At 65.9% G+C, this 26,116-nt stretch carries 21 protein-coding genes and 1 pseudogene; 12 read left to right on the top strand and 10 right to left on the bottom strand.

The window, feature by feature from the left end; translation table 11 throughout:
* Position 1: 1 nt before the first annotated feature.
* From dapE to PHLH3_RS23150, 3 genes and pseudogenes are all read right to left on the bottom strand, one after another.
* The gene (gene dapE / locus PHLH3_RS23160; protein WP_213625923.1) at positions 2 to 1,141 is read right to left on the bottom strand and encodes a succinyl-diaminopimelate desuccinylase; all 1,140 of its coding nucleotides are present in this window, start codon (positions 1,139 to 1,141) and stop codon (positions 2 to 4) included.
* A 94-nt stretch (positions 1,142 to 1,235) separates the two neighbouring features.
* Positions 1,236 to 3,826, bottom strand: a pseudogene (locus tag PHLH3_RS23155) (glycosyltransferase).
* 221 nt (positions 3,827 to 4,047) lie between these two features.
* Positions 4,048 to 5,196, bottom strand: coding sequence for an iron-containing alcohol dehydrogenase (locus tag PHLH3_RS23150; protein WP_213625922.1), 1,149 nt, complete (start codon positions 5,194 to 5,196; stop codon positions 4,048 to 4,050).
* 153 nt (positions 5,197 to 5,349) lie between these two features.
* On the opposite strand from PHLH3_RS23150, the gene tcdA reads away from it, so the two are divergent.
* Complete coding sequence (gene tcdA, locus PHLH3_RS23145) at positions 5,350 to 6,153, top strand: tRNA cyclic N6-threonylcarbamoyladenosine(37) synthase TcdA (protein ID WP_213625921.1); 804 nt, start codon at positions 5,350 to 5,352, stop codon at positions 6,151 to 6,153.
* A gap of 205 nt (positions 6,154 to 6,358) precedes the next feature.
* On the opposite strand, the gene PHLH3_RS23140 is transcribed toward tcdA, so the two are convergent.
* From PHLH3_RS23140 to map, 7 genes are all read right to left on the bottom strand, one after another.
* Positions 6,359 to 6,763: a SufE family protein gene (locus PHLH3_RS23140; protein ID WP_213625920.1), complete on the bottom strand. Its 405-nt coding sequence runs from the start codon at positions 6,761 to 6,763 to the stop codon at positions 6,359 to 6,361.
* A complete protein-coding gene (locus PHLH3_RS23135; protein ID WP_213625919.1) occupies positions 6,760 to 7,965 on the bottom strand; it encodes a cysteine desulfurase in 1,206 nt (401 codons plus the stop codon). The genes PHLH3_RS23140 and PHLH3_RS23135 overlap by 4 nt, the downstream gene beginning before the upstream one ends.
* A 75-nt stretch (positions 7,966 to 8,040) precedes the next feature.
* Complete coding sequence (gene dapD, locus PHLH3_RS23130; protein WP_213625918.1) at positions 8,041 to 9,075, bottom strand: 2,3,4,5-tetrahydropyridine-2,6-dicarboxylate N-succinyltransferase; 1,035 nt, start codon at positions 9,073 to 9,075, stop codon at positions 8,041 to 8,043.
* 78 nt (positions 9,076 to 9,153) lie between these two features.
* Positions 9,154 to 9,501 (bottom strand): ArsC family reductase, encoded by a 348-nt coding sequence (locus tag PHLH3_RS23125; protein WP_213625917.1) that lies wholly within the window; start codon positions 9,499 to 9,501, stop codon positions 9,154 to 9,156.
* Positions 9,502 to 9,653: 152 nt separating this feature from the next.
* Positions 9,654 to 10,847: a succinyldiaminopimelate transaminase gene (gene dapC / locus PHLH3_RS23120; protein ID WP_213625916.1), complete on the bottom strand. Its 1,194-nt coding sequence runs from the start codon at positions 10,845 to 10,847 to the stop codon at positions 9,654 to 9,656.
* A gap of 40 nt (positions 10,848 to 10,887) precedes the next feature.
* Positions 10,888 to 13,590 carry a [protein-PII] uridylyltransferase gene (locus tag PHLH3_RS23115; protein ID WP_213625915.1) on the bottom strand — a complete coding sequence of 901 codons (2,703 nt, stop codon included), beginning with the start codon at positions 13,588 to 13,590 and terminating at the stop codon, positions 10,888 to 10,890.
* A gap of 38 nt (positions 13,591 to 13,628) precedes the next feature.
* On the bottom strand, positions 13,629 to 14,411 hold the full coding sequence (map, locus tag PHLH3_RS23110) for a type I methionyl aminopeptidase (protein ID WP_111261673.1): 783 nt from the start codon (positions 14,409 to 14,411) through the stop codon (positions 13,629 to 13,631).
* A 268-nt stretch (positions 14,412 to 14,679) separates the two neighbouring features.
* Between map and rpsB the strand changes: the two genes are divergently transcribed.
* The 11 genes from rpsB (at position 14,680) to lpxD (ending at position 26,079) form a co-directional block, all read left to right on the top strand.
* Positions 14,680 to 15,423, top strand: coding sequence for a 30S ribosomal protein S2 (rpsB, locus tag PHLH3_RS23105; RefSeq protein WP_111261672.1), 744 nt, complete (start codon positions 14,680 to 14,682; stop codon positions 15,421 to 15,423).
* A gap of 126 nt (positions 15,424 to 15,549) precedes the next feature.
* Positions 15,550 to 16,419, top strand: coding sequence for a translation elongation factor Ts (gene tsf / locus PHLH3_RS23100; RefSeq protein WP_173171730.1), 870 nt, complete (start codon positions 15,550 to 15,552; stop codon positions 16,417 to 16,419).
* A gap of 201 nt (positions 16,420 to 16,620) precedes the next feature.
* The gene (gene pyrH, locus PHLH3_RS23095; protein WP_111261670.1) at positions 16,621 to 17,364 is read left to right on the top strand and encodes a UMP kinase; all 744 of its coding nucleotides are present in this window, start codon (positions 16,621 to 16,623) and stop codon (positions 17,362 to 17,364) included.
* Complete coding sequence (gene frr / locus PHLH3_RS23090; protein WP_213625914.1) at positions 17,361 to 17,918, top strand: ribosome recycling factor; 558 nt, start codon at positions 17,361 to 17,363, stop codon at positions 17,916 to 17,918. Before pyrH ends, frr begins: the two co-directional genes overlap by 4 nt.
* An 11-nt stretch (positions 17,919 to 17,929) precedes the next feature.
* Positions 17,930 to 18,676 (top strand): polyprenyl diphosphate synthase, encoded by a 747-nt coding sequence (gene uppS / locus PHLH3_RS23085; RefSeq protein ID WP_111261668.1) that lies wholly within the window; start codon positions 17,930 to 17,932, stop codon positions 18,674 to 18,676.
* Positions 18,677 to 18,678: 2 nt separating this feature from the next.
* The gene (locus PHLH3_RS23080) at positions 18,679 to 19,494 is read left to right on the top strand and encodes a phosphatidate cytidylyltransferase (RefSeq protein ID WP_213625913.1); all 816 of its coding nucleotides are present in this window, start codon (positions 18,679 to 18,681) and stop codon (positions 19,492 to 19,494) included.
* Positions 19,491 to 20,681: a 1-deoxy-D-xylulose-5-phosphate reductoisomerase gene (gene ispC / locus PHLH3_RS23075; RefSeq protein ID WP_213625912.1), complete on the top strand. Its 1,191-nt coding sequence runs from the start codon at positions 19,491 to 19,493 to the stop codon at positions 20,679 to 20,681. Before PHLH3_RS23080 ends, ispC begins: the two co-directional genes overlap by 4 nt.
* 15 nt (positions 20,682 to 20,696) lie before the next feature.
* The gene (gene rseP / locus PHLH3_RS23070) at positions 20,697 to 22,046 is read left to right on the top strand and encodes an RIP metalloprotease RseP (RefSeq protein ID WP_213625911.1); all 1,350 of its coding nucleotides are present in this window, start codon (positions 20,697 to 20,699) and stop codon (positions 22,044 to 22,046) included.
* Between the two features lie 74 nt (positions 22,047 to 22,120).
* Complete coding sequence (bamA, locus tag PHLH3_RS23065) at positions 22,121 to 24,472, top strand: outer membrane protein assembly factor BamA (protein ID WP_111261664.1); 2,352 nt, start codon at positions 22,121 to 22,123, stop codon at positions 24,470 to 24,472.
* Positions 24,473 to 24,515: 43 nt separating this feature from the next.
* Positions 24,516 to 25,019, top strand: a complete 504-nt coding sequence (locus PHLH3_RS23060) for an OmpH family outer membrane protein (protein ID WP_031287668.1) — start codon at positions 24,516 to 24,518, stop codon at positions 25,017 to 25,019.
* A gap of 1 nt (position 25,020) precedes the next feature.
* Positions 25,021 to 26,079: a UDP-3-O-(3-hydroxymyristoyl)glucosamine N-acyltransferase gene (gene lpxD / locus PHLH3_RS23055; protein ID WP_173171738.1), complete on the top strand. Its 1,059-nt coding sequence runs from the start codon at positions 25,021 to 25,023 to the stop codon at positions 26,077 to 26,079.
* The last annotated feature ends 37 nt before the right edge of the window (positions 26,080 to 26,116 follow it).

Below are 26,116 nucleotides of genomic sequence, written 5' to 3'. Positions count from 1 at the left end.
ATCAGGCCAGCAGTCGCACGAGGGTCTGTTCGTAGATGTCGCTCAGCAGGTCGAGGTCGCTGGCCAGCACGCGCTCGTTGACCTGGTGGATGGTGGCGTTGACCGGGCCGAGTTCCACCACCTGGGTGCCCATGGTGGCGATAAAGCGTCCGTCGGAGGTGCCGCCGCTGGTGGAGGGCGTGGTCTCGCGACCAGTCACCGCCTTGATGCTGGCGGCCACCGCGTCGAGCAGTTCGCCCGGTTCGGTGAGGAACGGCAGGCCGGACAGGGCCCACTCCACGTGATAGTCCAGGCCGTGCTTGTCGAGAATGGCGTTGACCCGCTGCTGCAGGCCTTCGACCGTGGACTCGGTGGAGAAGCGGAAGTTGAACACCGCCACCAGCTCGCCGGGGATCACGTTGGTGGCGCCGGTGCCGGCATTGAGGTTGGAGACCTGGAAGCTGGTCGGCGGGAAGAAGGCATTGCCGTCATCCCAGTGTTCGGCGGCGAGTTCCGCCAGGGCCGGGGCGGCCAGGTGGATCGGGTTCTTCGCCAGGTGCGGGTAGGCCACGTGCCCTTGCACGCCGCGCACGGTGAGGGTGGCGCCAAGGGAGCCACGGCGACCGTTCTTCACCACGTCGCCCACCAGGGTGGTGCTGGAGGGCTCGCCGACGATGCACCAGTCCAGGCGCTCGCCACGGGCGGCCAGGCGCTCGACCACGGCCTTGGTGCCATGGTGCGCAGGGCCTTCCTCGTCGCTGGTGATGAGGAAGGCGATGGCGCCCTTGTGGCCAGGGTGCGCGGCGACGAAGCGCTCGACGGCGATGATCATCGACGCGAGGCTGCCCTTCATGTCGGCGGCGCCGCGGCCGCACAGCATGCCGTGCTCGTCGATCTTGGCGTCGAAGGGCTGGTGCTGCCAGGCCTGCAGCGGGCCGGTCGGGACCACGTCGGTATGGCCGGCGAAGCACAGCACGGGGCCTTCGCCGCCACGGATGGCCCAGAAGTTCTCCACGTCCTCGATGCGCATGCGCTCGATGCGGAAGCCGACGGCCTCCAGGCGGCGCATCATCAGCTCCTGGCAGCCTTCGTCGACCGGTGTGACCGAGGGGCGGCGGATGAGGTCGCAGGCGAGCTCGAGGGTGGGGGACAGGGCGGTCATGCGGGGCTCCGGAAAGGCGGCAAGGCGTGAAAAGGACGACATCTTAAAACATAAACGGCGGCCATTGGCCGCCGTTTAGGTCACCCGCAGCGGGTCAGGCCGCAGCCTCCTGTTGGGGGTGTTCCAGCGGCTTGGGCGCCGAGGAGAGCAGCGCCATGATCAGCGCGGCGAGGTAGGGCAGCGACTGCACCAGCAGCATGGCCACCCAGAACTTCACGTCGGCGCTGGGCAGGCCCTGGACGATGCCGATGCCGATGGCCGCGCCCCACAGCAGGAGCATCACGAAGACCTCTTCGCGGGCTTCGGCCAGGGCCATCATCAGGCCGTGGTTGCTGCGCATCTTCGGCGTGCGGAAGAACGGGATGCTGGTGGTGAAGAAGCCGTACAGCACCGCCTTGGCGATGGTGTGCGACAGGGCCAGGCCCGCCACCGCGGCGCAGAACGCGTCCTTCAGGTTGACGCCGACGGCGCGCTGGTAGAGGAACACGATCTTCGCCACCTTGAAGAAGAACAGCGCCAGCGGCGGGATGGCGAAGATCAGCAGCGGCGGGTCGACCCGCTGCGGCACGATGATCATCGCGGCCGACCAGAGCAGCGCACCGATGGTGAAGAAGATGTTCAGGCCGTCGGCGATCCACGGCAGCCAGCCGGCGATGAAGTGGTAGCGCTGGCCCCGCTTGAGCTCGGAGTCCTTGCCCAGGAACAGGCTGCGGGCGTGCCCCTTCATGATCTGGATGGCGCCGTAGGCCCAGCGGAAACGCTGCTTCTTGTAGTCGATGAAGGTGTCCGGCATCAGGCCCTGGCCGAAGCTGTCATGGGCGTAGGCGGCGGCGTAGCCCTTCTCGAACACGCGCAGGCCGAGCTCGGCGTCCTCGCAGATGGTCCAGTCGGCCCATTGCAGTTCGTCCATCACGGTGCGGCGGATCATGGTCATGGTGCCGTGCTGGATGATCGCGTTGCGGTCGTTGCGGGTCACCATGCCGATGTGGAAGAAGCCCTTGTACTCGGCGTAGCAGAGCTTCTTGAAGGTGTTTTCCTTGCCGTCGCGGTAGTCCTGCGGCGACTGCACCACGGCGATCGACGGATCGGCGAAGTGCGGGACCATGTGCTTGAGCCAGTTGGGGTTCACGCAGTAGTCGGAGTCGATCACCGCCACGACTTCGGCGTCGGGGCGGTGTGCGGCAGGATGTAGTTCAGCGCGCCGCCCTTGAAGCCGGCGAGCGGGGCCACGTGGAAGAAGCGGAAGCGCGGGCCGAGCTGTTCGCAGTAGGCCTGCACCGGCTCCCAGACCGCCGGGTCCTTGGTGTTGTTGTCGATGATCAGGACTTCGTAGTCCGGATAGTCGAGTGCGGCGAGGGCGTCGAGGGTCTGTTTGACCATCTCCGGCGGCTCGTTGTAGCAGGGCACGTGGATCGACACCTTGGGCCGGTAGGCCGAGTCGCCGATCACCGGCAGGAACGGCCGGCGGCGCGAGCGCACCCAGACCGCCTCCGCCAGTTCGTGGGCCTCGGTCAGCAGCACGATGAACACGCCCAGGGCACCGATGCCCAGGAGCACGCCGACCGTGAGGCTGAACCAGGTGCTGTACTGCTGGCTGTAGTCGTAGGCGATCCACACCAGCACCGAGCCGCCGGCGAAGGCGACGAAGGTGAGGAAGGTGCGGCCGCGCTGGCGCAGGGCGCTACCGTCGATGAGCATCAGGGCCAGGGCCAGCAGGGCCATGACCACCGAGGCGACGGCCAGCATGCGCCATTGCGGGATGGCGATCACCGGGCCTTCGAAGTTGAACTTGGGCTGGCGCTCGAGGTTCCAGACACCCCAGTAGGCGCCCACCGAGCCTTCGTCACTGGCCTTCCACGGCTGGTCGAAGGCTTCGATCACGAAGTAGTTGTAGCCCTGGGCGTTGAGGGCGTTGACCAGGGTGCGCAGGTAGATGGCCTGGTCGGCCTGGGAGGCGTCGGCACCGCCGCGCATGCGGCCGTTGCTCGGCCAGCCCACCTCGGACAGCAGCAGTGGCTTCTTCGGGAAGGCCTTCTTCAGGTCCTTGGCGCGGTCGAGCACGAATTGGGTGGAGTCCTCCATGGGGATGAATTCCCAGTAGGGCAGGACGTGGGAGGCGATCAGGTCGACGTGGTTGGCCAGCTCCGGGTACTTCAGCCAGATGTGCCACTGCTCGGAGGTGGTCACCGGCACCTTCACCGCGGCGCGTACGCGGTCGAGGTAGACGGAAAGGTCCTTGCGGCTGATCTCGCGGCGGAACAGCGCTTCGTTGCCCACCACCACGCGGACGACGCTGCGCGAGGTGTTGGCGATCTCGATGGCCTTGGTGATCTCGCGCTCGTTGCGCGCCTCGTCCGGGCTGATCCAGATGCCGAGGGTCACGCGCAGGCCGAACTCCTCGGCGATGCGCGGGATGTCGGCCAGGGTGCCGTCCACCGAGTAGGTGCGGATGTTGTCGGTCTGCTTGCTCAGCAGTTCCAGGTCTTCACGGATCTGCTCGTCGGTGGGGTAGCGGTTCTGCTGCGGGTTCTGGTCCACGCGGAACGGCGAGTAGGAGTAGCCGGAGATCTGCTCCGGCCAGTCCGGAGCGCTGACGGGACGGTTGTAGAGCGCCCAGATTCCGGTGAACAACGCGGCGACCGCCACGAAGACCACCAGGTTGAGTCCAAATTTACGCGATGGCATAGGGATTTCAGGTTCCGAAGCGTGGAACGGGGAGATAGCGCCAGCGAGCGCTGGTCGGCGCGCATGCTACTCCGGCGTCCGGCGACTGTATAGATTGTGTACGAACGATAGCCGTGCCCGCCGGCCATTGCACACAGGCTTTGTCCCTGGGGGGGCGGAGAAGTTCGCGGGGATTTGCCGGGCCCGCCGGGGGCTTAGTGTCGGGCCCGATATGACGCGGACTACAGCGCACGCAGCAGGATGCGCTCGCTGGCGTCCAGGTCGAGGTCGCGGCGTTCGCTGAGGGCGGTCATGCCGTGGCGCTGCAGCTGCGCCAGCACCTGGGGGATGGCCTCGGCGTCCAGCCCGTGGTCGGCGAGGCGGGTGGGCACGCCCAGGGCCTGGAAGAAGTCGCGGGTGGCGGCGATGGCGCCGTCGATCTTCGCCTCCTCGTCGCCCTCGATGCCCCAGACGCGCTCGGCGTACTGGATCAGCTTGGCGCGCTTGGGCTCGCGCCGTTCCGCCAGCATGGCCGGCAGCACCACGGCCAGGGTCTGGGCGTGGTCGAGGTGATACAGCGCGGTGAGTTCGTGGCCGATCATGTGGGTCGCCCAGTCCTGCGGGACGCCGCAGCCGAGCAGGCCGTTGAGCGCCTGGGTGGCGCACCACATGAGGTTGGCGCGCACCGCGTAGTCCTCGGGGTTGGCCAGGGCCTTGGGGCCTTCCTCTATCAGGGTCAGCAGCAGGCCTTCGGCCTGGCGGTCCTGCAGGGGCGCATCGGCGGGGTAGGTGAGGTACTGCTCCAGGGTGTGGACGAAGGCGTCGACCACGCCGTTGCCGATCTGCCGGGCCGGCAGGCTGAAGGTGGTGCGCGGGTCGAGGATGGCGAAGCGCGGATACAGCAGCGGGCTGGAGAAGGGCAGCTTCTCCTGGCGCGCCACGTGGGTGACCACGCCGTGGGGGTTGCTCTCCGAACCGGTGGCGGCGAGGGTCAGCACGCAGCCCAGGGGCAGGGCCGCCTTGGCCCGGGTGCCGGTGAGCAGGTCGAGCGGGTCGCCTGCGTGGCACAGCGCGGCGGCGATGAACTTGCTGCCGTCGATCACCGAGCCGCCGCCGACGGCCAGGATGAAGTCGCAGCCTTCGCGACGGCCCAGCTCCACCGCCTTCACCAGGGTGTCGAACTGCGGGTTGGCCTCTATGCCGGCGAAGCGGGTGAGGGTGTAGCCGGCCAGCGCCTGCTCCACCTGCTGCCAGACGCCGTTCTGGAAGATGCTGCCGCCGCCGTGGGTGACCAGCACCCGGCTGCCGGCGGGGATCTCCCGGGCTAGCTTGTCGATCTGGCCTTCGCCGAAGTGGATGCGGGTAGGGTTGTAGAAGCTGAAGTTGCGCATGCTGGGCTCCCTTTTTGTTATCGGCCGACTATAGCGCTGGAGGGCTGCGGGGCGATCTATGGCCCGCCATTCAGCGGCGTCGGGCTTGGGATGGCGGTCGACGCTTCCTATAATGCGCGCCCGGCCAGGTGGCTGGCGAGTTGGGAGCGAGGCATGAGTACAGACGAACGTTTCGGTGGCATCGCCCGCCTCTATGGGCTGGAGGGCGCGGCGCGCCTGCAGGCGGCGCACGTGGCGGTGGTCGGCATCGGCGGGGTCGGCTCCTGGGCGGCCGAGGCGCTGGCGCGGTCCGGCGTGGGCGAGATCTCGCTGTTCGACCTGGACGATGTCTGCATCACCAACACCAACCGCCAGGTGCATGCCATCGAGGGCGCCGTGGGGCGGGCCAAGGTGGAGGTGATGGCCGAACGCATCCGCGCCATCAACCCGGCCTGCGTGGTGCACGCGGTGGCGGACTTCGTCACCCGCGAGACCATGGCCGAGTACATCACCCCGGAGCTGGATGCGGTGATCGACTGCATCGACAGCGTGGCGGCCAAGGCGGCGCTGATCGCCTGGTGCAAGCGGCGCAAGATCCAGATCGTCACCACCGGCGGCGCCGGAGGCCAGGTGGACCCGACGCAGATCCAGGTCACCGACCTGAACAAGACCTTCAACGATCCGCTGGCGGCCAAGGTGCGCTCCATGCTGCGCCGTGACTACAACTTCTCCCGCACGCCGGGGCGCACCTACAGCGTGCCCTGCGTGTTCTCCACCGAACAGCTGCGCTACCCCAAGCCCGACGGTTCGGTGTGCCAGCAGAAGAGCTTCGTCGGCGAGGGTGTGAAGCTGGACTGCGCCGGTGGCTTCGGCGCGGTGATGATGGTCACCGCCAGCTTCGGCATGGCCGCTGCGGCGAAGACGGTGGACAAGCTGGTGGCCGGTGCGCGGCGGCCGTCGGAGCGGGTGGCGGGTTAAGGCGCTATTTCGAGGGCTTCATCGCGAATGAATTCGCTCCTACAACCGCGGCCATCGCACAACACCGTGCGTAGGGTGGACCACGCTCCACCGGTCCACCTTTGGAGTCGCCCGTAGCGCCATAGGTGCGCCTGGCTACGAGGGCCGAAGGCTTCGCGAGCAGAGCTCGCTCCTACAGGCGCGAGCGGATTCATTGACCCGCCCCTCACGGCGCGGCCGTGCGCATCCTGTCGAGCACCGCCTTGAGGCCGTTGCTGCGGGACGGTGAAAGCTGGCGGGCGAGGCCGAGCTGGGTGAACCAGTCGGCAAGATCGAGGGTGGCCAGCTCTTCCGCCGGCAGGCCCTGGACGCGCACCAGCAGCACGGCCAGCAGGCCGCGGATCAGCCGCGCATCGCTGGCGGCGCGGAAGTGGCGGCGCCCTTCCTTTATGTCCTCCACCAGCCAGACTTGGCTCTCGCAACCGTGCACGCGGTTGGCTTCGCTGCGCTCGGCGTCGCTCAGGGGCTCCAGGCGTTCGCCCCACTGCATCAGCAGGCGGGCGCGCTGTTCCCAGCTGCCGGCATCGGTGAAGGCGGCGAGGGCTTCGGCGGCTGCGGGTGGCAGGCTCATCGCAGCAGCTCCAGGGCTTTGTCCAGGGCAACGAAGAGGCGCTCCAGGTCGGCGCTGTCGTTGTAGAGGCCGAGCGACACGCGGATCGCCCCGCCGAGCCCGAGCCCCTTGTAGAGCGGCATGGCGCAGTGGTGCCCGGCGCGCACGGCGATGCCCTGTTCGGTGAGCAGGTGGGCGAGGTCGGCGTTGTGCACGCCATCGACGCCGAAGCAGGCGAGCGCCACCTGGGGATCGCCCACCAGGCGCACGCCGTCGCGGGCGGCGAGGCCGGCCATGAGCTTGGCGTGGAGCACGGTCTCGTGGGCGGTGACGGCGGCGGCGTCGAGGCTGCCGAGGTAGTCGAGCGCGGCGCCGAGCCCGATCACCGGGGCGATGGCCGGGGTGCCGGCTTCGAAGCCGAGCGGGGCGCCATGGAAGTCGGCGTCGTGGTAGTCGGCGCGATGGACCATCTCGCCGCCGAACTGCCAGTGATCGAGGCGGGCGAGGGCGTCCGCCTTGCCGTAGAGCACGCCGACGCCTTCCGGCCCGTAGAGCTTGTGACCGGAGAATACATAGAAGTCGCAGCCCAGGGCCTGCACGTCATGGCGGCCATGCACCACGCCCTGCGCGCCATCCACCACGGTCAGCGCGCCTTGCTGGCGGGCCATGGCCAGCAGTTCGCCGAGGGGTTGCCAGCGACCGAGCACGTTGGACAGCTGGCTGACGGCCAGCAGGCAGGTGCGGGAGTCGATCAGCCGGCGTGCCTGGTCGAGGTCGATGTCACCGCGTGCATCCAGGGGCAGCACCACCAGCTCGAGCTGGCGGCGGCGCGCCAGTTGCTGCCAGGGCAACAGGTTGGCGTGGTGTTCCAGGGCGCTGATGACGATGCGCTCGCCAGGTGCGAACTGCCGCTCCAGCCCATAGGCCAGCAGGTTGAACGCCTCGGTGGCGCCCCGGGTGAAGACGATCTGCGCCGGATGGGCGGCGTTCAGCCAGTGGGCGACGCGCGTACGGCTGCCTTCGAAGGCCCGCGTGGCGCGCTCGCCCGGCAGGTGCTGGGCGCGGTGCACATTGGCCGCCCCGCTGGCGTAGTAGCCGAGCAGGGCGTCGAGCACGACCTGGGGCTTCTGCGAGGTGGCGGCGCTGTCGAGGTAGGTCTGCCCCTCGGCGTCGAGGGCCGAGAGGGCGGGGAAGTCGGAGCGCCAGGGAGAGGTAAGAGCCATAAGCCACAAGCTTCAAGCTGCAAGCGGAACCGCAAGGGGGCACCGCTTGCGGCTTGCAGCTTGGCGCTGCTCCTGTCAGTTATGCGCGTGCAGCGCTTCGTTCAGCTCGATGGCGGTCTTGTTGGTCTTGCACTCGACGGCGCCGTTCTGCGAGTTGCGGCGGAACAGCAGGTCGGGCTGGCCGGCCAGGTCGCGGGCCTTGACCACTTTCACCAGGGCGTTCTGGTCGTCCAGCAGGGCGACCTTGGTGCCGGCGGTGATGTACAGGCCGGCTTCGACGATGTTGCGGTCGCCCAGCGGGATGCCGATGCCGGCGTTGGCGCCGATCAGGCAGCCTTCGCCTACGGCGATGACGATGTTGCCGCCACCGGACAGGGTGCCCATGGTGGAGCAGCCGCCGCCCAGGTCCGAACCCTTGCCGACGAAGACGCCTGCGGAGACGCGGCCTTCGATCATGCCCGGGCCTTCGGTGCCGGCGTTGAAGTTGATGAAGCCCTCGTGCATTACGGTGGTGCCTTCACCCACGTACGCCCCCAGGCGCACGCGGGCGCTGTCGGCGATGCGCACGCCGGCTGGCACCACGTAGTCGGTCATCTTCGGGAACTTGTCCACGGAGAAGACTTCCAGCAGCTCGCCCTTCAGGCGCGCTTCCAGCTGGCGCTCGGCCAGTTCGGCGAGGTCGACGGCGCCGTGGCTGGTCCAGGCGACGTTGGGCAGCAGCGGGAAGATGCCGGTCAGGTTCAGGCCGTGGGGTTTGGCCAGGCGGTGGGACAGCAGGTGCAGCTTGAGGTAGGCCTCGGGGGTGGAGGTCAGGGCGGCGTCTTCGGCCAGCAGGGTGGCGACCAGCGGCTTCTGGCTCTCGGCCAGGCGGGTCAGCAGGGCAGACTGGGCCGGGTCGATTTCCTTCAGGGCGGTGGCCAGGTCGGCGGCCTGGGTATTGGTGAAGGCGATGGCCTGGTTGCCGGCGCTGTAGCCGAGGATCGGGGTGATGGCCTCGACCAGTTGCGCGGCGGGCTTGAGCAGGGGCTGGGCGTAGAAGACTTCCAGCCAGTTGCCCTGGCGGTTCTGGGTGCCGACGCCGAAAGCGACGCTGAAGAGTTGGGTGGACATGGGAATTCCTCTTGCTGAATAGGTTGGATCAGGCGGTCCGGTCGATGGCTTGCCGGGCTGTGCCGCGTCCGGGGTCGCTCAATTGAACGCGGCGGCGTAGAGATCGGGCTTGAAGCCGACCAGGGTGCGGTTGCCCAGGTCGAGCACCGGGCGCTTGATCATCGACGGCTGGGCGAGCATCAGTTCGATGGCCTTGTCCTGGTCGAGATCGGCCTTCTGCGCGTCATCGAGCTTGCGGAAGGTGGTGCCGGCACGGTTGAGGACGGTTTCCCAACCGTGTTCGGCACACCATTTCTGCAGATTGGCGCGGTCGATGGCGGCGGTCTTGTAATCGTGGAAGTCGTAGCTCACGCCCTGCTCGTCGAGCCAGGTACGGGCTTTCTTCATGGTGTCGCAGGCCTTGATGCCGTAGAGGGTGATGGTCATGGGGCAGCTCGGATTCACGTGAGGCAAGGGCCGCGCAGCCAGTGGCCGCGCGACGTCGGTCGGCGATTATGCCACGCGGGATTGCCCGATGGGGCGCCGGAGCGGCGCCCCGTGTCGTCAGGGCCGAAGGGCCCGCCTGGCGGGCCCTGGGCTCAGAGGCTGCGGACGAAGTCGCGGATGCGCTCGGCGGCTTCGATGCACTCGGCGAGCGGTGCGACCAGGGCCATGCGCACGCGACCGGCGCCGGGGTTGAAGCCGTTCACTTCGCGGGAGAGGTAGGAGCCCGGCACCACGGTGACGTGCTCGCGGGCGAAGAGGTCGCGGGTGAAGGTCTGGTCGTCCACCGGGGTCTTGGCCCACAGGTAGAAGCCGCCGTCCGGGCGTTGCACGTCGAGCACGCCGCCGAGGATGTCGAGCACGGCGTCGTATTTCTCGCGGTACAGGTCGCGGTTGGCGCGCACGTGGGCTTCGTCGTTCCAGGCGGCGATGCTGGCCAGTTGGGTCTGCACGGGCATGGCGCAGCCGTGGTAGGTGCGGTACAGCAGGAAGGCCTTGAGGATGGCGGCGTCACCGGCGACGAAGCCGGAGCGCAGGCCCGGCAGGTTGGAGCGCTTGGACAGGCTGTGGAACACCACGCAGCGGGCGAAGTCGCTGCGGCCCAGCTCGGCGCAGGCGGTGAGCAGGCCGGCCGGCGGGTTGGCTTCGTCGAAGTACAGTTCGCTGTAGCACTCGTCGGCGGCGATGACGAAGTCATGCTCGTCGGCCAGGGCGATCAGCTTCTTCAGTTGCTCGACCGGGACCAGGGCGCCGGTGGGGTTGCCCGGGGAGCAGAGGAAGAGGATCTGGCAGCGCTGCCAGACCTCGGCCGGCACGGCGTCGAAGTCGGGATTGAAGCCGTTCTCGGCGAGGCACGGCAGGTAGTGCGGCTCGGCGCCGGCCAGCAGGGCCGCGCCTTCATAGATCTGGTAGAAGGGGTTCGGGCTGACGACCAGGCCCTGGTCGGCGCGGTTGACCACGGTCTGGGTGAAGGCGAACAGCGCCTCGCGGGTGCCGTTGACCGGCAGCACGTGGCGGGCGGCGTCGAGCCAGCCGGCGGGCACCTTGAAGCGCCGCTCGCACCAGGCGGCGATGGCTTCGCGCAGGGCGGGGACGCCCAGGGTGGTGGGGTACACGGCCATCTGGTCGAGGCTGTCGGCCAGGGCCTTGGCGACGAAGTCCGGCGAGCGGTGCTTGGGTTCGCCGATGGACAGGGCGATGGCCTTCTTGTCGGCCGGTTGCACGCCGCCGAGCAGGGCGCGGAGCTTCTCGAAGGGGTAGGGCTGCAGGTGGTTCAGAGCGTCGTTCATGCGTCGTTCCTGGCTACTGCGAGCGGCTGCACGGGCGCGCTCAGATACTGATTCGGGTGGGGTCAACGCCCTGGGCGTTGGCTTCGGACAGCTGCGAGACGATGGCCGCCTGCAGGCGCTGGCAGAGCTCGGGGTCGGCCAGGGGCTGGTTGTCGGCGTCGGTGACGAAGAACACGTCTTCCACCCGCTCGCCGAGGGTGGCGATCTTGGCGTTCTGCAGCGACAGGTCGAAGTCGAGGAAGATGCGCCCGATGCGCGCCAGCAGGCCGGGGCGGTCGGGTGCGATCACTTCGAGCACGGTGACCGGGCGCTGGGCATCGTTGGAGATGGTCACCTGGGGCGGGAAGGCGAAGTGCTTGAGCTGGCGCGGCACGCGGCGCTGGATGATGGCCGGGTACTCGTCGGGGTTCTTCAGCGCTCCGATCAGGCCCTCGCGGATTTCCTTCACCCGGGCCGGGTTGTCGCCGATGGAGCCGCCGGCGGTGTCGAGCACGATGTAGGTGTCGAGGGTGAACTGGCTGGTGGAGGTGATGATCCGCGCGTCGTGAATGTTGAGGTTGAGCTGGCTCATCGCGGCCACGGTCACGGCGAAGAAGTCGTGCTGGTCGGGGGCGTAGATGAAGATCTGGGTGGCACCCTCGAACTCGCGCTGGGTGGTTTCCTTGATCAGCACCAGCGGGTCGTTGCCGGCCGGGTGCTGGAGGATGGCTTCGGTGTGCCAGGCGACGTCGTTGGCGGTATGGCGCAGGAAGTAGTCGTCGCCGAGCTGGGACCAGAGCTGCTCGGCATCGTCCTGGTCGATGCCGTTGCGCACGAGGATGTCGATGGCGGCGGTCTGGGTCTGGCGGATCTGCTCTTCGCGGTCCAGCGGGTTCTCCAGGCCGCGGCGCAGGGCGCGCTTGGTCTCGGTGTAGAGCTGGCGCAGCAGGCTGGCGCGCCAGGAGTTCCACAGGCTCGGGTTGGTGGCGTTGATGTCGGCCACGGTGAGCACGTAGAGGTAGTCGAGGTGAGTCTGGTCGCCCACCAGCTGGGCGAAGTCGAAGATCACCTGCGGGTCGGAGAGGTCCTTGCGCTGGGCGGTGGTGGACATCACCAGGTGGTTCTGCACCAGCCAGGTGACCAGGCGCGAGTCCCAGGCCGGCAGCTGGTGGCGGGCGCAGAAGGCTTCGGCGTCGACGGCGCCGAGCTCGGAATGGTCGCCGCCGCGGCCCTTGCCAATGTCGTGGTAGAGGCCGGCGATGTAGATCAGCTCGGGCTTGGGCAGCTTGTCGATGACCTTGCTGGCGAGGGGGAATTTCTCCGCCAGCTCCGGCCACTTCAGCTTGCGCAGGTGTTTGATCAGGTTGAGCGTGTGGGCGTCGACCGTATAGATGTGGAACAGGTCGTGCTGCATCTGCCCGATGATGTGGCCGAACTCTGGCAGGTAGCGGCCGAGGATGCCGTAGCGGTTCATCCGCCGCAGGTTGCGGTGGATGCCCTGGGACGACTTGAACAGCTCGATGAACAGGCTGGTGTTGCGGATGTCGCTGCGGAAGTCGTCGTCGATGAGGTGGCGGCTGTCGCGCAGCAGGCGGATGGTGTCGGCGCGCACGCCCTTGATATCCGGGTGCTGGGCCATCAGCACGAAGATCTCCAGCAGGGCGAAGGGGGTGCGCTTGAAGACGTTGGGATGGGTGACTTCGATGTAGCCGTCGCGCAGCTGGAAGCGGCTGTTCAGCGGTTGCGCGGGCGAGGAGCCGGCGCTGCGCAGGATGACTTCCTCGAAGTGCTGGTTGATCAGGTCGCTGAGCTCGGCGACGCCCATCACCACGCGGTAGTACTTCTGCATGAAGTGCTCGATGGCCTGCTTGGCGTCGTCGCCCTGGAAGCCCAGCAGGCCAGCCAGCTTGCGCTGGTGGTCGAACAGCAGGCGGTCCTCGGCGCGGCCGGCGAGCATGTGCAGGGCGTAGCGCACCTTCCAGAGGAACTCCTGGCTGGAGGCGAGCACGCTGCATTCGCTCTCCACGAGGAAGCCTTCCTTGACCAGGGCGTGCAGGTTGAGGCTGCCGAACTGGCGGCGGGCGACCCAGAGGATGGTCTGGATGTCGCGCAGGCCGCCGGGGGAACCCTTCACGTTGGGTTCCAGGTTGTATTCGGTGTCGTTGTACTTGGCGTGGCGGGCCTTGCGCTCCTGGCGCTTGGCGAGGAAGAAGTCCTTGCTCGGCCACATGCGCTCGGGGCTGGTGACGTCCTGCATGCGCCTGCGCAGGCTTTCCGGGCCGGCTATGGTGCGGCTTTCCATCAGGTTGGTGATCACCGTCAGGTCGGCGCGGGCCTCCTCGGCGCATTCGTCCACCGAGCGCACGCTCTGCCCGACTTCCAGGCCGATGTCCCAGAGCAGGGTGAGGAAGCCTTCGATGGATTCGCGGAAGGTCTCATGGTCGGCGCTGTCCAGGAGGATCAGCAGGTCGATGTCCGAGTAGGGGTGCAGCTCGCCACGGCCGTAGCCGCCGACCGCCAGCAGGGCGATGTCGGCGTCCTCGCTCCAGTCGAAGCGCTCCCAGGCGGCGCGCAGGATCTGGTCGACGAACCAGGCGCGGTCCTCGACCAGGCGGCGGATGTCGCGGCCATTGGCGAAGCGGGTGTCGAGGACTTCCTTGGCCTGGCGGATGGCTTTCTTGAAGGCGGCGATGGGGCTGGATTTCAGCGCCAGTTCGGCCTGGAACTGGCCGCGGTCGAACAGTTCGGGATCCACCTGCGGCATCGGTCGCCTTCCTTATATCTGTGGGGCGTTGTCGGGACTCAGGCGGAAACCCGGGGAATGGTGTCGTCGCTGCGCAGGGTGAAGATCTCGTAGCCGGTCTCGGTCACCATCAGCGTGTGTTCCCACTGCGCGGAGAGCTTGCGGTCCTTGGTGATGGCGGTCCAGCCGTCGCCCAGTACCTTGGTCTCGGCACGGCCCTGGTTGATCATCGGCTCGATGGTGAAGGTCATCCCGGCCTTGAGTTCCATCCCGGTGCCGGCGCGACCGTAGTGGAGGATCTGCGGCTCTTCATGGAACACCGCACCGATGCCGTGGCCGCAGAATTCGCGCACCACCGAGAAACCGTTCTTCTCGGCGTGCTTCTGGATCACTTCGCCGATATCGCCCAGGCGGCAGCCCGGCCTGACCAGCTGGATGGCCTTGTACATGCACTCCTGGGTCACCTGGGACAGGCGCTCGGCCCAGACCGGTACCTTGCCGACATGGAACATGCGGCTGGTGTCGCCGTGGTAGCCGTCCTTGATGACGGTCACGTCGATGTTCAGCGTGTCGCCATCCTTCAGCGGCTTCTCGTTGGGGATGCCGTGGCAGACCACGTGGTTGATCGAGGTGCAGATGGACTTGGGGAAGCCCTTGTAGTTGAGCGGGGCGGGAATCGCCTTCTGCACGTTGACGATGTAGTCGTGGCAGATACGGTCGAGCTCTTCGGTGGTGACACCGGGTTTGACGTGCTCGCCGATCATCTCCAGGACTTCGGCGGCCAGGCGGCCTGCCACGCGCATCTTTTCGATTTCTGCGGGCGTCTTGATGGTCACGGTCATGGCGGTTCTCGAGCGTTTCTATATAAAGAGCGCAATCTTAACAGCTGGAAGCCCGAAGCTTGAAGCCGGAAGAGCGCCCGGAGAGTCTCGCTTCGGGTTTTGAGCTTATAGCTTCGAGTAGTTTTTTGTGCTATAAAACGCGCCGCTTTACGGGCACTCTGCCCGCAAGGCTCGAACCCACACACGTATCGACACGATTTCCTGGGTGCCCGCAAGGGTTGGAGATTGGGATGCGTGGAGGCCTAACCCGACTTATCAAGGAACTATCATGTCCCAAGTCAACATGCGCGATATGCTGAAGGCCGGTGTGCACTTCGGCCACCAGACCCGTTACTGGAACCCGAAAATGGGCAAGTTCATTTTCGGCGCGCGTAACAAGATCCACATCATCAACCTGGAAAAAACCCTGCCGATGTTCAACGAGGCCCTGTCCTTCGTTGAAAAACTGGCTGCAGGCAAGAACAAGGTTCTGTTCGTCGGCACCAAGCGTTCCGCTGGCAAGATCGTCCGCGAAGAAGCTGCTCGTTGCGGCTCCCCGTACGTCGATCACCGCTGGCTCGGCGGCATGCTGACCAACTACAAGACCATCCGTCAGTCGATCAAGCGCCTGCGCGACCTGGAAACCCAGGCTCAGGACGGCACTTTCACCAAGCTGACCAAGAAAGAAGCGCTGATGCGCACCCGCGATCTGGAAAAACTGGAACGCAGCCTGGGTGGCATCAAGGACATGGGCGGCCTGCCGGACGCTCTGTTCGTGATCGACGTCGACCACGAGCGCATCGCTATCACCGAAGCCAACAAGCTGGGCATCCCGGTCATCGGCGTTGTCGATACCAACAGCAGCCCGGAAGGCGTTGACTACATCATCCCGGGTAACGACGACGCCATCCGCGCCGTTCAGCTGTACCTGGGTGCCATGGCCGACGCCGTGCTGCGTGGCCGTCAGAACGCCAACGGCGGTGCTGACGAGTTCGTCGAAGAAGCTGCCGCTTCCGAGGCTGCCGAAGGCTGAGGCCAGCGCGCTTAGCGTTACCCGGTGCGCAAGAAGGGGGCTAGGCCCCCTTTTTGCCACCTCCGATATTGTCTGCCCGGAATGCCGGGCTGAATGGTTGAAAACCTATTCAAGAGGATTGCGAACATGGCAGAGATTACTGCAGCCCTGGTTAAAGAACTGCGCGAGCGTACCGGCCTGGGCATGATGGATTGCAAGAAGGCCCTGACCGCCGCCGATGGCGACATCGAGAAGGCCATCGACGACATGCGCGCCGCTGGTGCCATCAAGGCCGCCAAGAAGTCCGGCAACATCGCCGCCGAAGGCGCCATCGCCGTCAAGGTCGCTGCCGACAACAAGGCCGCCGTGATCATCGAAGTCAACTCCCAGACCGACTTCCTGGCTCTGCAGGACGACTTCAAGAACTTCGTCGCCGCCACCATCGAGCAGGCTTTCGAAGAGAAGCTGACCGACGCCGCTCCGCTGGTTGCCTCCCGCGAAGAAGCTCGCCTGGCCCTGGTTTCCAAGACTGGCGAAAACGTCAACATCCGTCGCCTGACCCGCGTCGAGGGTGATGTCGTGGGTGCCTACCTGCACGGCCACCGCATCGGCGTCCTGGTTAGCCTCAAAGGCGGCAGCGTCGAGCTGGCTCGCGACATCGCCATGCACGTGGCTGCCAGCAACCCGCAGTTCCTCAACGCTTCCCAGGTTTCCGAAGAAGCCGTTGCCAAGGAAAAGGAAATCTTCCTGGCACTGAACGCCGACAAGATCGCCGGCAAGCCGGAAAACATCGTCGAGAACATGGTCAAGGGCCGTATCGCCAAGTTCCTCGCCGAAGCCAGCCTGGTCGAGCAGCCGTTCGTCAAGGATCCGGAAGTCAAGGTCGGTGACCTGGCCAAGAAAGCCGGTGCCGAAATCGTTTCCTTCGTTCGCTACGAAGTAGGCGAAGGCATCGAGAAGGTCGAAGTGGACTTCGCTGCCGAAGTTGCTGCACAAGTCGCTGCAACCAAGCAGTAAGACGGCCTAGGCTGTCGCCCCGCAAGAGGCTGCCCGCTAACGCGCGCGGCCTCTTCGTCAAACTGGGGAACCCTTTCGGGGCGGTTTCCGTGGCCATGTCCGCCAGGCGGGCACCAAGTGCCGCGTGCGTAGTCGAAGCTACGCTCCAGGACAGCGGAGCCCCGTGCTCCATGAATTCAATGCGCCGCAGGAGAACTCGTAATGGCTCAGCAGGTGAGTGGTCGCCAACCTCGCTATAAACGCATTCTGCTCAAACTCAGCGGCGAAGCCCTGATGGGGTCCGAGGAGTTCGGGATCGACCCGAAGGTCCTGGACCGCATGGCTCTGGAAATCGGTCAACTGGTCGGCATCGGCGTCCAGGTCGGCCTGGTCATCGGCGGCGGCAACCTGTTCCGTGGCGCGGCCCTCAGCGCGGCCGGCATGGATCGGGTCACCGGCGACCACATGGGCATGCTGGCCACCGTGATGAACGGCCTGGCCATGCGCGACGCGCTTGAGCGTTCCAATATCCCCGCGCTGGTGATGTCGGCCATTTCCATGGTCGGCGTGACCGACCACTACGACCGCCGCAAGGCCATGCGCCACCTCAAGAGCGGCGAAGTGGTGATCTTCTCCGCCGGTACCGGCAACCCGTTCTTCACCACCGACTCGGCCGCCTGCCTGCGTGCGATCGAGATCGACGCCGACGTGGTATTGAAAGCCACCAAGGTGGATGGCGTGTACACTGCCGACCCCTTCAAGGACCCGAACGCCGAGAAGTTCGAGCATCTCACCTATGACGAGGTGCTGGATCGCAAGCTGGGCGTGATGGACTTGACGGCGATTTGCCTGTGCCGTGACCAGAAGATGCCGCTGCGGGTCTTCAACATGAACAAACCCGGTGCCCTGCTGAACATCGTTGTGGGTGGCGCCGAAGGAACCCTGATCGAGGAGGGCGAGCAATGATCAACGAGATCAAGAAGGACGCGCAGGAGCGCATGACCAAGACCCTGGAGTCCCTGGGCCATGCCTTCGCCAAGATCCGTACCGGCCGTGCACATCCGAGCATCCTGGACAGCGTGATGGTGTCCTACTACGGCGTCGATACCCCGCTGCGCCAGGTGGCCAACGTGACGGCCGAGGACTCCCGTACCCTGGCCCTGACCGTGTTCGACAAGAGCATGATCCAGGCGGTCGAGAAGGCCATCATGACCTCCGACCTCGGCCTCAACCCGGCCACCGCCGGCACCACCATCCGCGTCCCGATGCCGGCCCTGACCGAGGAAACCCGCAAGGGCTACACCAAGCAGGCCCGCGCTGAAGCCGAGAACGCCCGTATCGCCGTGCGCAACATCCGCCGCGATGCCCTGGCGCAACTGAAGGACCTGGTGAAGGAAAAGGAAATCAGCGAGGACGACGAGCGTCGCGCTGCCGATGATGTGCAGAAGCTGACCGACAAGTTCGTCGCTGAGGTCGACAAGGGCCTGGAAACCAAAGAAAACGACCTGATGGCTGTCTGACGGCACCCCATATGGACAAGAAAGGCGTTTCTCCAGCGATCCCGCGTCATGTGGCGATCATCATGGATGGCAACAATCGCTGGGCCAAGAAGCGCCTGCTGCCGGGCGTCGCCGGTCACAAGGCCGGTGTCGATGCCGTCCGTGCGGTGATCGAGGTGTGCGCCGAGGCGGGTGTCGAGGTGCTCACGCTCTTCGCTTTCTCCAGTGAGAACTGGCAGCGTCCGGCCGAGGAGGTCGGCGCGCTGATGGAGCTGTTCCTCTCGGCCCTGCGCCGGGAGGCGCGGCGCCTGAACGACAACCAGATCCGCCTGCGCATCATCGGTGACCGTTCGCGGTTCCATCCCGAGTTGCAGGCCGCCATGCGCGAAGCCGAGTTGCTGACCGCTGGCGAGCACCGCTTCACCCTGCAGATCGCCGCCAACTACGGTGGCCAATGGGACATCACCCAGGCCGCCCAGCGCCTGGCCCGTGAAGTCCAGGCCGGGCACCTGCAGGTGGACGAGATCACGCCCGGGCTGCTGCAGAACTGCCTGGCCACCGGCGACCTGCCGCTGCCCGATCTGTGCATCCGCACCGGGGGCGAGCATCGCATCAGCAACTTCCTGCTCTGGCAGCTGGCCTATGCCGAGCTGTATTTCTCCGATCTGTTCTGGCCCGACTTCAAGCACGAAGCCATGCGCAAGGCCCTGGGCGACTACGCCACGCGCCAGCGCCGCTTCGGCAAGACCAGCGAACAGATAGAAGCCGAGGCCCGTTAACGATGCTCAAACAACGAATCATCACCGCGCTGGTGCTCCTGCCCATCGCGCTGGGAGGTTTCTTCCTGCTCGATGGCGGCGCTTTCGCGCTGTTCATCGGCCTGGTGGTCAGCCTCGGAGGCTGGGAATGGGCGCGCCTCGCCGGCTTCGACGCCCAGCCCGCCCGTGTCGGCTACGCCGCGCTGGTCGCGGCCCTGCTGTTCGGTCTCTACCAGGTGCCGGCCCTGGCGCCCTGGGTCCTGGCCGTCGGCATCCTCTGGTGGCTGGCCGCGACCTTGCTGGTGCTCGGCTATCCGGGCTCCAGCCGCTACTGGGGTGGCTCCGCCGGCAAGCTCGTGATCGGCCTGCTGATCCTCCTGCCGGCCTGGCAGGGGCTGGTGCTGTTCAAGCAGTGGCCGCTGGCGAACTGGCTGATCCTCGCCGTGATGGTGCTGGTCTGGGCCGCTGATATCGGCGCCTATTTTTCCGGCAAGGCCTTCGGCAAGCGCAAGCTGGCCCCTGCGGTCAGCCCCGGCAAGAGCTGGGAAGGCCTCATTGGCGGCCTGTGCACCAGCCTGCTGATCACCCTGGGCGTGGGCATCTTCCGCGGCTGGGACGGCGGCGTGCTGCTCGCCGGGTTGCTCGGCGCCGCGCTGGTGGTGCTGATCTCGGTGGTGGGCGACCTCACCGAAAGCATGTTCAAGCGCCAGTCCGGCATCAAGGACAGCAGCAACCTGCTGCCTGGCCATGGTGGCGTGCTCGACCGTATCGACAGCCTCACCGCCGCCATCCCGATGTTCGCTGCGCTGCTGTGGGTCGCCGGCTGGGGCAGTCTGTGAGCCGTCCGCAACGCATCACCGTGCTGGGAGCCACCGGTTCCATCGGCCTCAGCACCCTGGATGTCATCGCGCGCCATCCTCTGCGCTATGAAGCTTTCGCCCTGAGCGGTTTCTCCCGCCTGTCCGAGTTGCAGGCCCTGTGCCTGCGGCACCGTCCGCGCTATGCCGTGGTGCCTGACCAGGAGTCCGCCCGCCACCTGCAGGCCGGGCTCCAGGGTGCCGGCCTGACCACGGAGGTGTTGGTGGGGGAGGGCGGGCTTTGCGAGGTCGCGTCCCATCCCGAGGTCGATGCGGTCATGGCCGCCATCGTCGGCGCGGCCGGCCTCAAGCCGACCCTGGCAGCCGTCGAGGCCGGCAAGCGCGTGCTGCTGGCCAACAAGGAAGCCCTGGTGATGTCCGGGGCGCTGTTCATCCAGGCGGTGCGGCACAGTGGGGCGGTGCTGCTACCCATCGACAGCGAGCACAACGCGATCTTCCAGTGCCTGCCGGGGGACTATTCCCGTGGCCTCGCGCAGGTCGGCGTACGGCGCATCCTCCTCACCGCATCCGGCGGCCCGTTCCGCGAAACCTCGCTGGATGTGCTGCATGAGGTGAGCCCCGAACAGGCCTGCGCCCATCCCAACTGGTCCATGGGGCGGAAAATCTCCGTGGATTCGGCGAGCATGATGAACAAGGGGCTCGAGCTGATCGAAGCCTGCTGGCTGTTCGATGCGAGCCCGTCCCAGGTCGAGGTGGTGATCCACCCCCAGAGCGTCATTCATTCCCTGGTCGATTACGTCGATGGTTCGGTGCTCGCCCAATTGGGCAACCCCGACATGCGCACGCCTATCGCCCATGCCCTGGCCTGGCCGGAGCGCATCGATTCGGGGGTCTCTGCGCTGGACCTTTTCCGTATCGGTCGGCTGGATTTCCAGGAGCCCGACGAGACGCGATTCCCCTGCCTGCGCCTGGCGCGACAGGCGGCGGAGGCGGGTGGCAGTGCCCCGGCGATGCTCAATGCCGCCAACGAGGTGGCTGTCGCGGCCTTCCTCGAGCGGCGCATTCGCTTCACTGAGATCGCGAGTATCATCGACGAGGTGCTGAACCGCGAATCGGTGCTGGCGGTCGAAACGCTGGACGCCGTGCTGCTCGCGGACGCCCGCGCACGCGCTGCGGCGCATGATTGGTTGGCCCGTCACGGGCGTTGAGCCCGGAGGTTCTCGATGAGCGCGCTATACATGGTCTTGGGCACCCTGGTGGCATTGGGGGTGCTGGTCACCTTCCACGAGTTCGGCCACTTCTGGGTCGCTCGCCGCTGCGGCGTCAAGGTGCTGCGGTTCTCCGTCGGTTTCGGTACCCCGCTGGTCCGCTGGCATGACCGCCATGGCACCGAGTTCGTGATCGCCGCCATCCCCCTGGGCGGCTACGTGAAGATGCTCGACGAGCGCGAGGCCGAAGTGCCCGCTGCGGAGCTCGACCGTTCGTTCAATCGCAAGCCCGTGGGGCAGCGCATTGCCATCGTCGCCGCCGGGCCCATCGCCAACTTCCTCCTCGCGCTGCTGTTCTTCTGGATCCTGGCCATGCTGGGCACGCAGCAGGTGCGTCCGGTAGTGGGCTCCGTTGCCGCCGACAGCATCGCCGCGCAGGCCGGCCTGCAGGTCGGGCAGGAAATCCTTTCCGTCGATGGCAAGGCCGTCACCGGCTGGGGCGGCGTCAACCTGCAGCTGGTGCGTCGTCTCGGCGAGAGCGGCGATCTGAACCTGGTGGTGCGCAGCCAGGGCTCGACTGCCGAGACCCCGCTGCGCCTGCAGCTCAACGACTGGCTGAAAGGCGCTGACGAACCAGATCCCATCGGTTCGCTGGGCATCCGGCCGTGGCGTCCAGCCATGCCGCCGCTGCTGGACGAGGTGCCGGAGGGTCCGGCCCAGGCCGCCGGGCTGCGCCCGGGCGATCGCATCCGGGCCCTCGATGGGCAGGCGATGGACGACTGGCAGCAGCTGGTGGATTTCGTCCGCAGCCGCCCGGGCCAGCGCATCACGGTGAGCTACGAGCGTGAGGGGCAGGTCGCCGAAATTCCCGTCACCCTGGGGGCGCGTGGCGAGGGTGACGCCCGCAGCGGCTTCCTCGGTGCCGGCGTCAAGGCGGGTGAGTGGCCGGCCGAGATGCTGCGCGAGGTGAGCTTCGGCCCGCTCGATGCGGTCGGCGAGGCAGCGGCGCGGACCTGGTCCATGAGCCTGCTAACTCTGGATTCCCTAAAGAAAATGTTGCTCGGCGAGCTCTCGGTAAAAAACTTGAGCGGGCCGATAACCATTGCTAAAGTGGCGGGCGCTTCAGCCCAGTCCGGCGTGGGGGATTTCCTGAATTTCCTGGCCTACCTGAGCATAAGCCTGGGGGTTCTCAATCTGTTGCCAATTCCCGTCCTGGACGGGGGGCACCTGCTGTTCTACCTGATCGAATGGGCGCGTGGACGACCACTGTCAGAGCGGGTGCAAGCTTGGGGGGTACAGATCGGCATCAGTCTTGTCGTCGGGGTCATGCTCTTGGCCTTGGTGAACGATCTGGGCCGTCTGTAACGCGTCGCTGAATTCCGGATCTGCCGCCCTTCGCGGCAGATTCCTTATTATCAGTTGGAATAAAAAAGGACTTCATGAAACGCCTGTTGCTAACTGCGGTGCTCGCCGCACTCATGATCGGCGAAGTTCACGCCGAGTCCTTCACCATCTCCGACATCCGCGTAAACGGCCTGCAGCGGGTATCCGCCGGCAGCGTGTTCGGTGCTCTGCCGCTCAACGTCGGCGATCAGGCGGATGACCGCCGCTTGGTTGAAGCCACTCGCGCCCTGTTCAAGACCGGTTTCTTCCAGGACATCCAGCTCGGCCGCGATGGTGGTGTCCTGGTGATCAGTGTGGTCGAGCGCCCGTCGATTTCCAGCATCGAGATCGAAGGCAACAAGGCCATCACCAGCGAAGACCTGCTCAAGGGCCTGAAGCAGTCCGGCCTCTCCGAAGGCGAGATCTTCCAGCGCGCGACCCTCGAAGGCGTGCGCAACGAGCTGCAGCGCCAGTACGTGGCCCAGGGCCGCTACTCCGCCGAGATCGAAGCCGAGGTGATCCCGCAACCGCGCAACCGCGTCGCGCTGAAGATCAACATCAACGAAGGCACGGTCGCCGCCATCCAGCACATCAACGTGGTGGGCAACACCGTATTCCCCGATGAGGACCTCATCGGCCTCTTCGAGCTGAAGACCACCAACTGGCTGTCGTTCTTCAAGAACGATGACAAGTATGCCCGCGAGAAGCTTTCCGGTGACCTTGAGCGCCTGCGCTCCTACTACCTGGACCGCGGCTACATCAACATGGATATCTCCTCCACCCAGGTATCCATCACCCCGGACAAGAAGCACGTCTACGTCACCGTCAACGTCGACGAAGGCGAGAAATACACCATCCGCGACGTGAAGCTCTCCGGCGACCTGAAGGTGCCGGAAGAAGAGGTCAAGTCGCTGCTTCTGGTGAAGGAAGGGCAGGTCTTCTCCCGCAAGATCATGACCACCACATCCGAGCTGATCACCCGCCGCCTGGGTAACGAGGGCTACACCTTCGCCAACGTCAACGGCGTGCCCCAGGCCCACGACGAGGATCACACCGTCTCCGTGACCTTCGCCGTCGATCCGGGCAAGCGCGCCTACGTCAACCGCATCAACTTCCGTGGCAACACCAAGTCCGAGGACGAAGTGCTGCGCCGCGAAATGCGCCAGATGGAAGGTGGTTGGGCCTCGACCTACCTGATCGACCAGTCCAAGACCCGCCTGGAACGTCTGGGCTTCTTCAAGGAAGTCAACGTCGAGACCCCGCAGGTGCCGGGCACCGACGACCAGGTCGACGTCAACTACAGCGTCGAAGAGCAGCCTTCCGGCTCCATCACCGCCAGTGTCGGCTTCGCGCAGAGCGCGGGCCTGATCCTCGGCGGCTCGATCAGCCAGAACAACTTCCTCGGTACCGGCAACAAGGTCAGCATCGGCCTGACCCGTTCCGAGTACCAGACCCGCTACAACTTCGGCTTCGTCGACCCCTACTGGACCGTCGACGGCGTGAGCCTGGGCTACAACGCCTTCTACCGCACCACCGACTACGACGATCTTGATGTCGACGTATCCAGCTACTCGGTGGACAGCCTCGGTGGCGGCGTGAGCGTCGGCTATCCGATCAACGAGACCTCGCGCCTGACCTTCGGCCTGACCGTGCAGCAGGACGAGATCGGCACCGGCCGCTACACCGTCGACGAGATCTTCGACTTCATCCGTCAGGAAGGCGACAAGTACCTGAACTTCAAGGGTTCCATCGGCTGGTCCGAATCGACCCTGAACCGTGGCGTGCTGGCCAACCGTGGCCATTCCCAGAGCCTGGTGCTGGAAAGCACGCTGCCGGGCAGCGACCTGTCGTTCTTCAAGCTCGACTACCGCGCCCAATTGTTCACCCCGCTGAGCCAGAGCACCGCGCTGCGCTGGCACACCGAGCTGGGCTACGGCGACAGCTACGGCTCCACCTCCGAGCTGCCGTTCTACGAGCACTACTTCGCCGGCGGCTTCAACTCGGTGCGTGGCTTCGAGGACAGCAGCCTGGGCCCGCGCAGCACCCCGAGTACCGGTCGCAACCCCGGCACCATCGCCGACCCGGACCAGGACCCGCTGCCCTTCGGTGGCAACGTTCTGGTGCAGGGCGGTGTGGAGCTGCTGTTCCCGCTGCCCTTCGTCAAGGACCAGCGCCAGTTGCGTACCGTGCTGTTCTGGGATGTGGGTAACGTGTTCGACACCAGTTGCTCGTCCACCGCGACCAACTGCAGCAGCATCAACGCAGGCGATCTCGCCAGCTCCGTGGGTGTGGGGCTGACCTGGATCACCGCGCTGGGGCCGTTGAGCTTCAGCCTGGGCATGCCGGTGAAGAAGCCGGACAATGCCGACACCCAGGTATTCCAGTTCTCCCTGGGCCAGACTTTCTAATTGCTGATCAAGAAGACAACAGTGTTTGTTGCAGGAGTGCATCGTGCGTAAGTTGACTCAAATCGTTCTGGTTGCCGCGGCCCTGATGGCCTCTCCGGCTTTTGCCGAGATGAAAGTTGCGGTACTGAACTATCAGATGGCGCTCCTCGAATCGGATTCGGCGAAGAAGTACGCCGTGGATGCCGAGAAGAAGTTCGGCCCCCAGCTGACCAAGCTCAAGACCCTGGAAAGCGATGCCAAGCGCATCCAGGATCGCCTGGTCAAGGAAGGCGAGAAGATGCAGCAGGCCGAGCGTGAGCGCCTGGAGCTCGAGTTCAAGCAGAAAGCCCGTGACTTCCAGTTCCAGTCCAAGGAACTGAACGAAGCCAAGGCCGTTGCCGACCGCGAAATGCTCAAGCAACTGAAGCCGAAGCTGGACCAGGCCGTCGAAGAAGTCCTGAAGAAGGGCAGCTACGACCTGGTGCTGGAGCGCGGTGCGGTGATCGATGTCAAGCCTCAGTACGACATCACTCGCCAGGTCATCGAGCGCATGAATCAACTGCGCTGATATGACCGTCGCGACCTTCACCCTCGGCCAGTTGGCCGAGCGTCTCGACGCCACCCTGCGTGGCGACGAGACCAGGGTTGTCTCCGGGTTGGCTACGCTGCAGGACGCTGGTCCCGACCAGTTGACCTTCCTGGCCAACCCGCAGTACCGCAAGTTCCTCGCCGATACCCGTGCCGCCGCCGTACTGCTGACTCCGGCCGATGCCGAAGGCTTCGCCGGTGATGCGCTGCTGGTACCCAATCCCTACCTGGCCTATGCCCGGCTCTCCCACCTGTTCGATCCCAGGCCCGTCGCCGCGCCTGGCATCCATCCGAGTGCAGTGGTCGCCCCCGATGCCAAGGTCGATCCGTCGGCAAGCATCGGGCCTGGCGTGGTGATCGAGTCCGGTGCACAGATCGGCGCCGGTGTCACCATCGGCGCGTACAGCGTCGTGGGCGCACGCAGCGTGATAGGCGAGGGCGGCTGGCTGGCGCCCCGCGTAACGCTCTACCACGACGTGCGTATCGGCAAGCGCGTGGTCATCCAGTCGGGTGCCGTGATCGGTGGCGAGGGCTTTGGCTTCGCCAACGAGAAGGGGGTCTGGCAGAAGATCGCGCAGATCGGCGGTGTCACCCTGGGCGACGATGTCGAGGTCGGTGCCAACACCACCATCGACCGTGGCGCCCTGGCCGACACCCTGATCGGCAACGGCGTGAAGCTGGACAACCAGATCATGATCGCCCACAACGTCCAGGTCGGTGACAACACCGCCATGGCCGGCTGCGTGGGTATTTCCGGCAGTACCAAGATCGGCCGCAACTGCATGATTGCAGGCGGCGTCGGCATGGTCGGGCATATCGAGGTCTGCGATGGCGTGTTCGTCACCGGCATGACCATGGTGACCCGTTCCATTACCGAGCCTGGTGCCTATTCCTCCGGTACCGCCATGCAACCTGCGGCGGAGTGGAAGAAGAGCGCAGCCAGGATTCGCCAGCTGGATGACATGGCGCGTCGTCTGCAGCAGCTGGAAAAGCGCCTGGCGTCAGTGACCCCGGGCGGGGATGCTTCATCTGATGCGTGACCCGCGCAGCGCCGCGCATCCCCAATCCCCTTTTAAG

The organism is Pseudomonas sp. Pc102 (assembly GCF_018408275.1).
Classification (GTDB): domain Bacteria; phylum Pseudomonadota; class Gammaproteobacteria; order Pseudomonadales; family Pseudomonadaceae; genus Metapseudomonas; species Metapseudomonas tohonis.
This window is presented reverse-complemented; position numbering and strand designations above follow the sequence as displayed.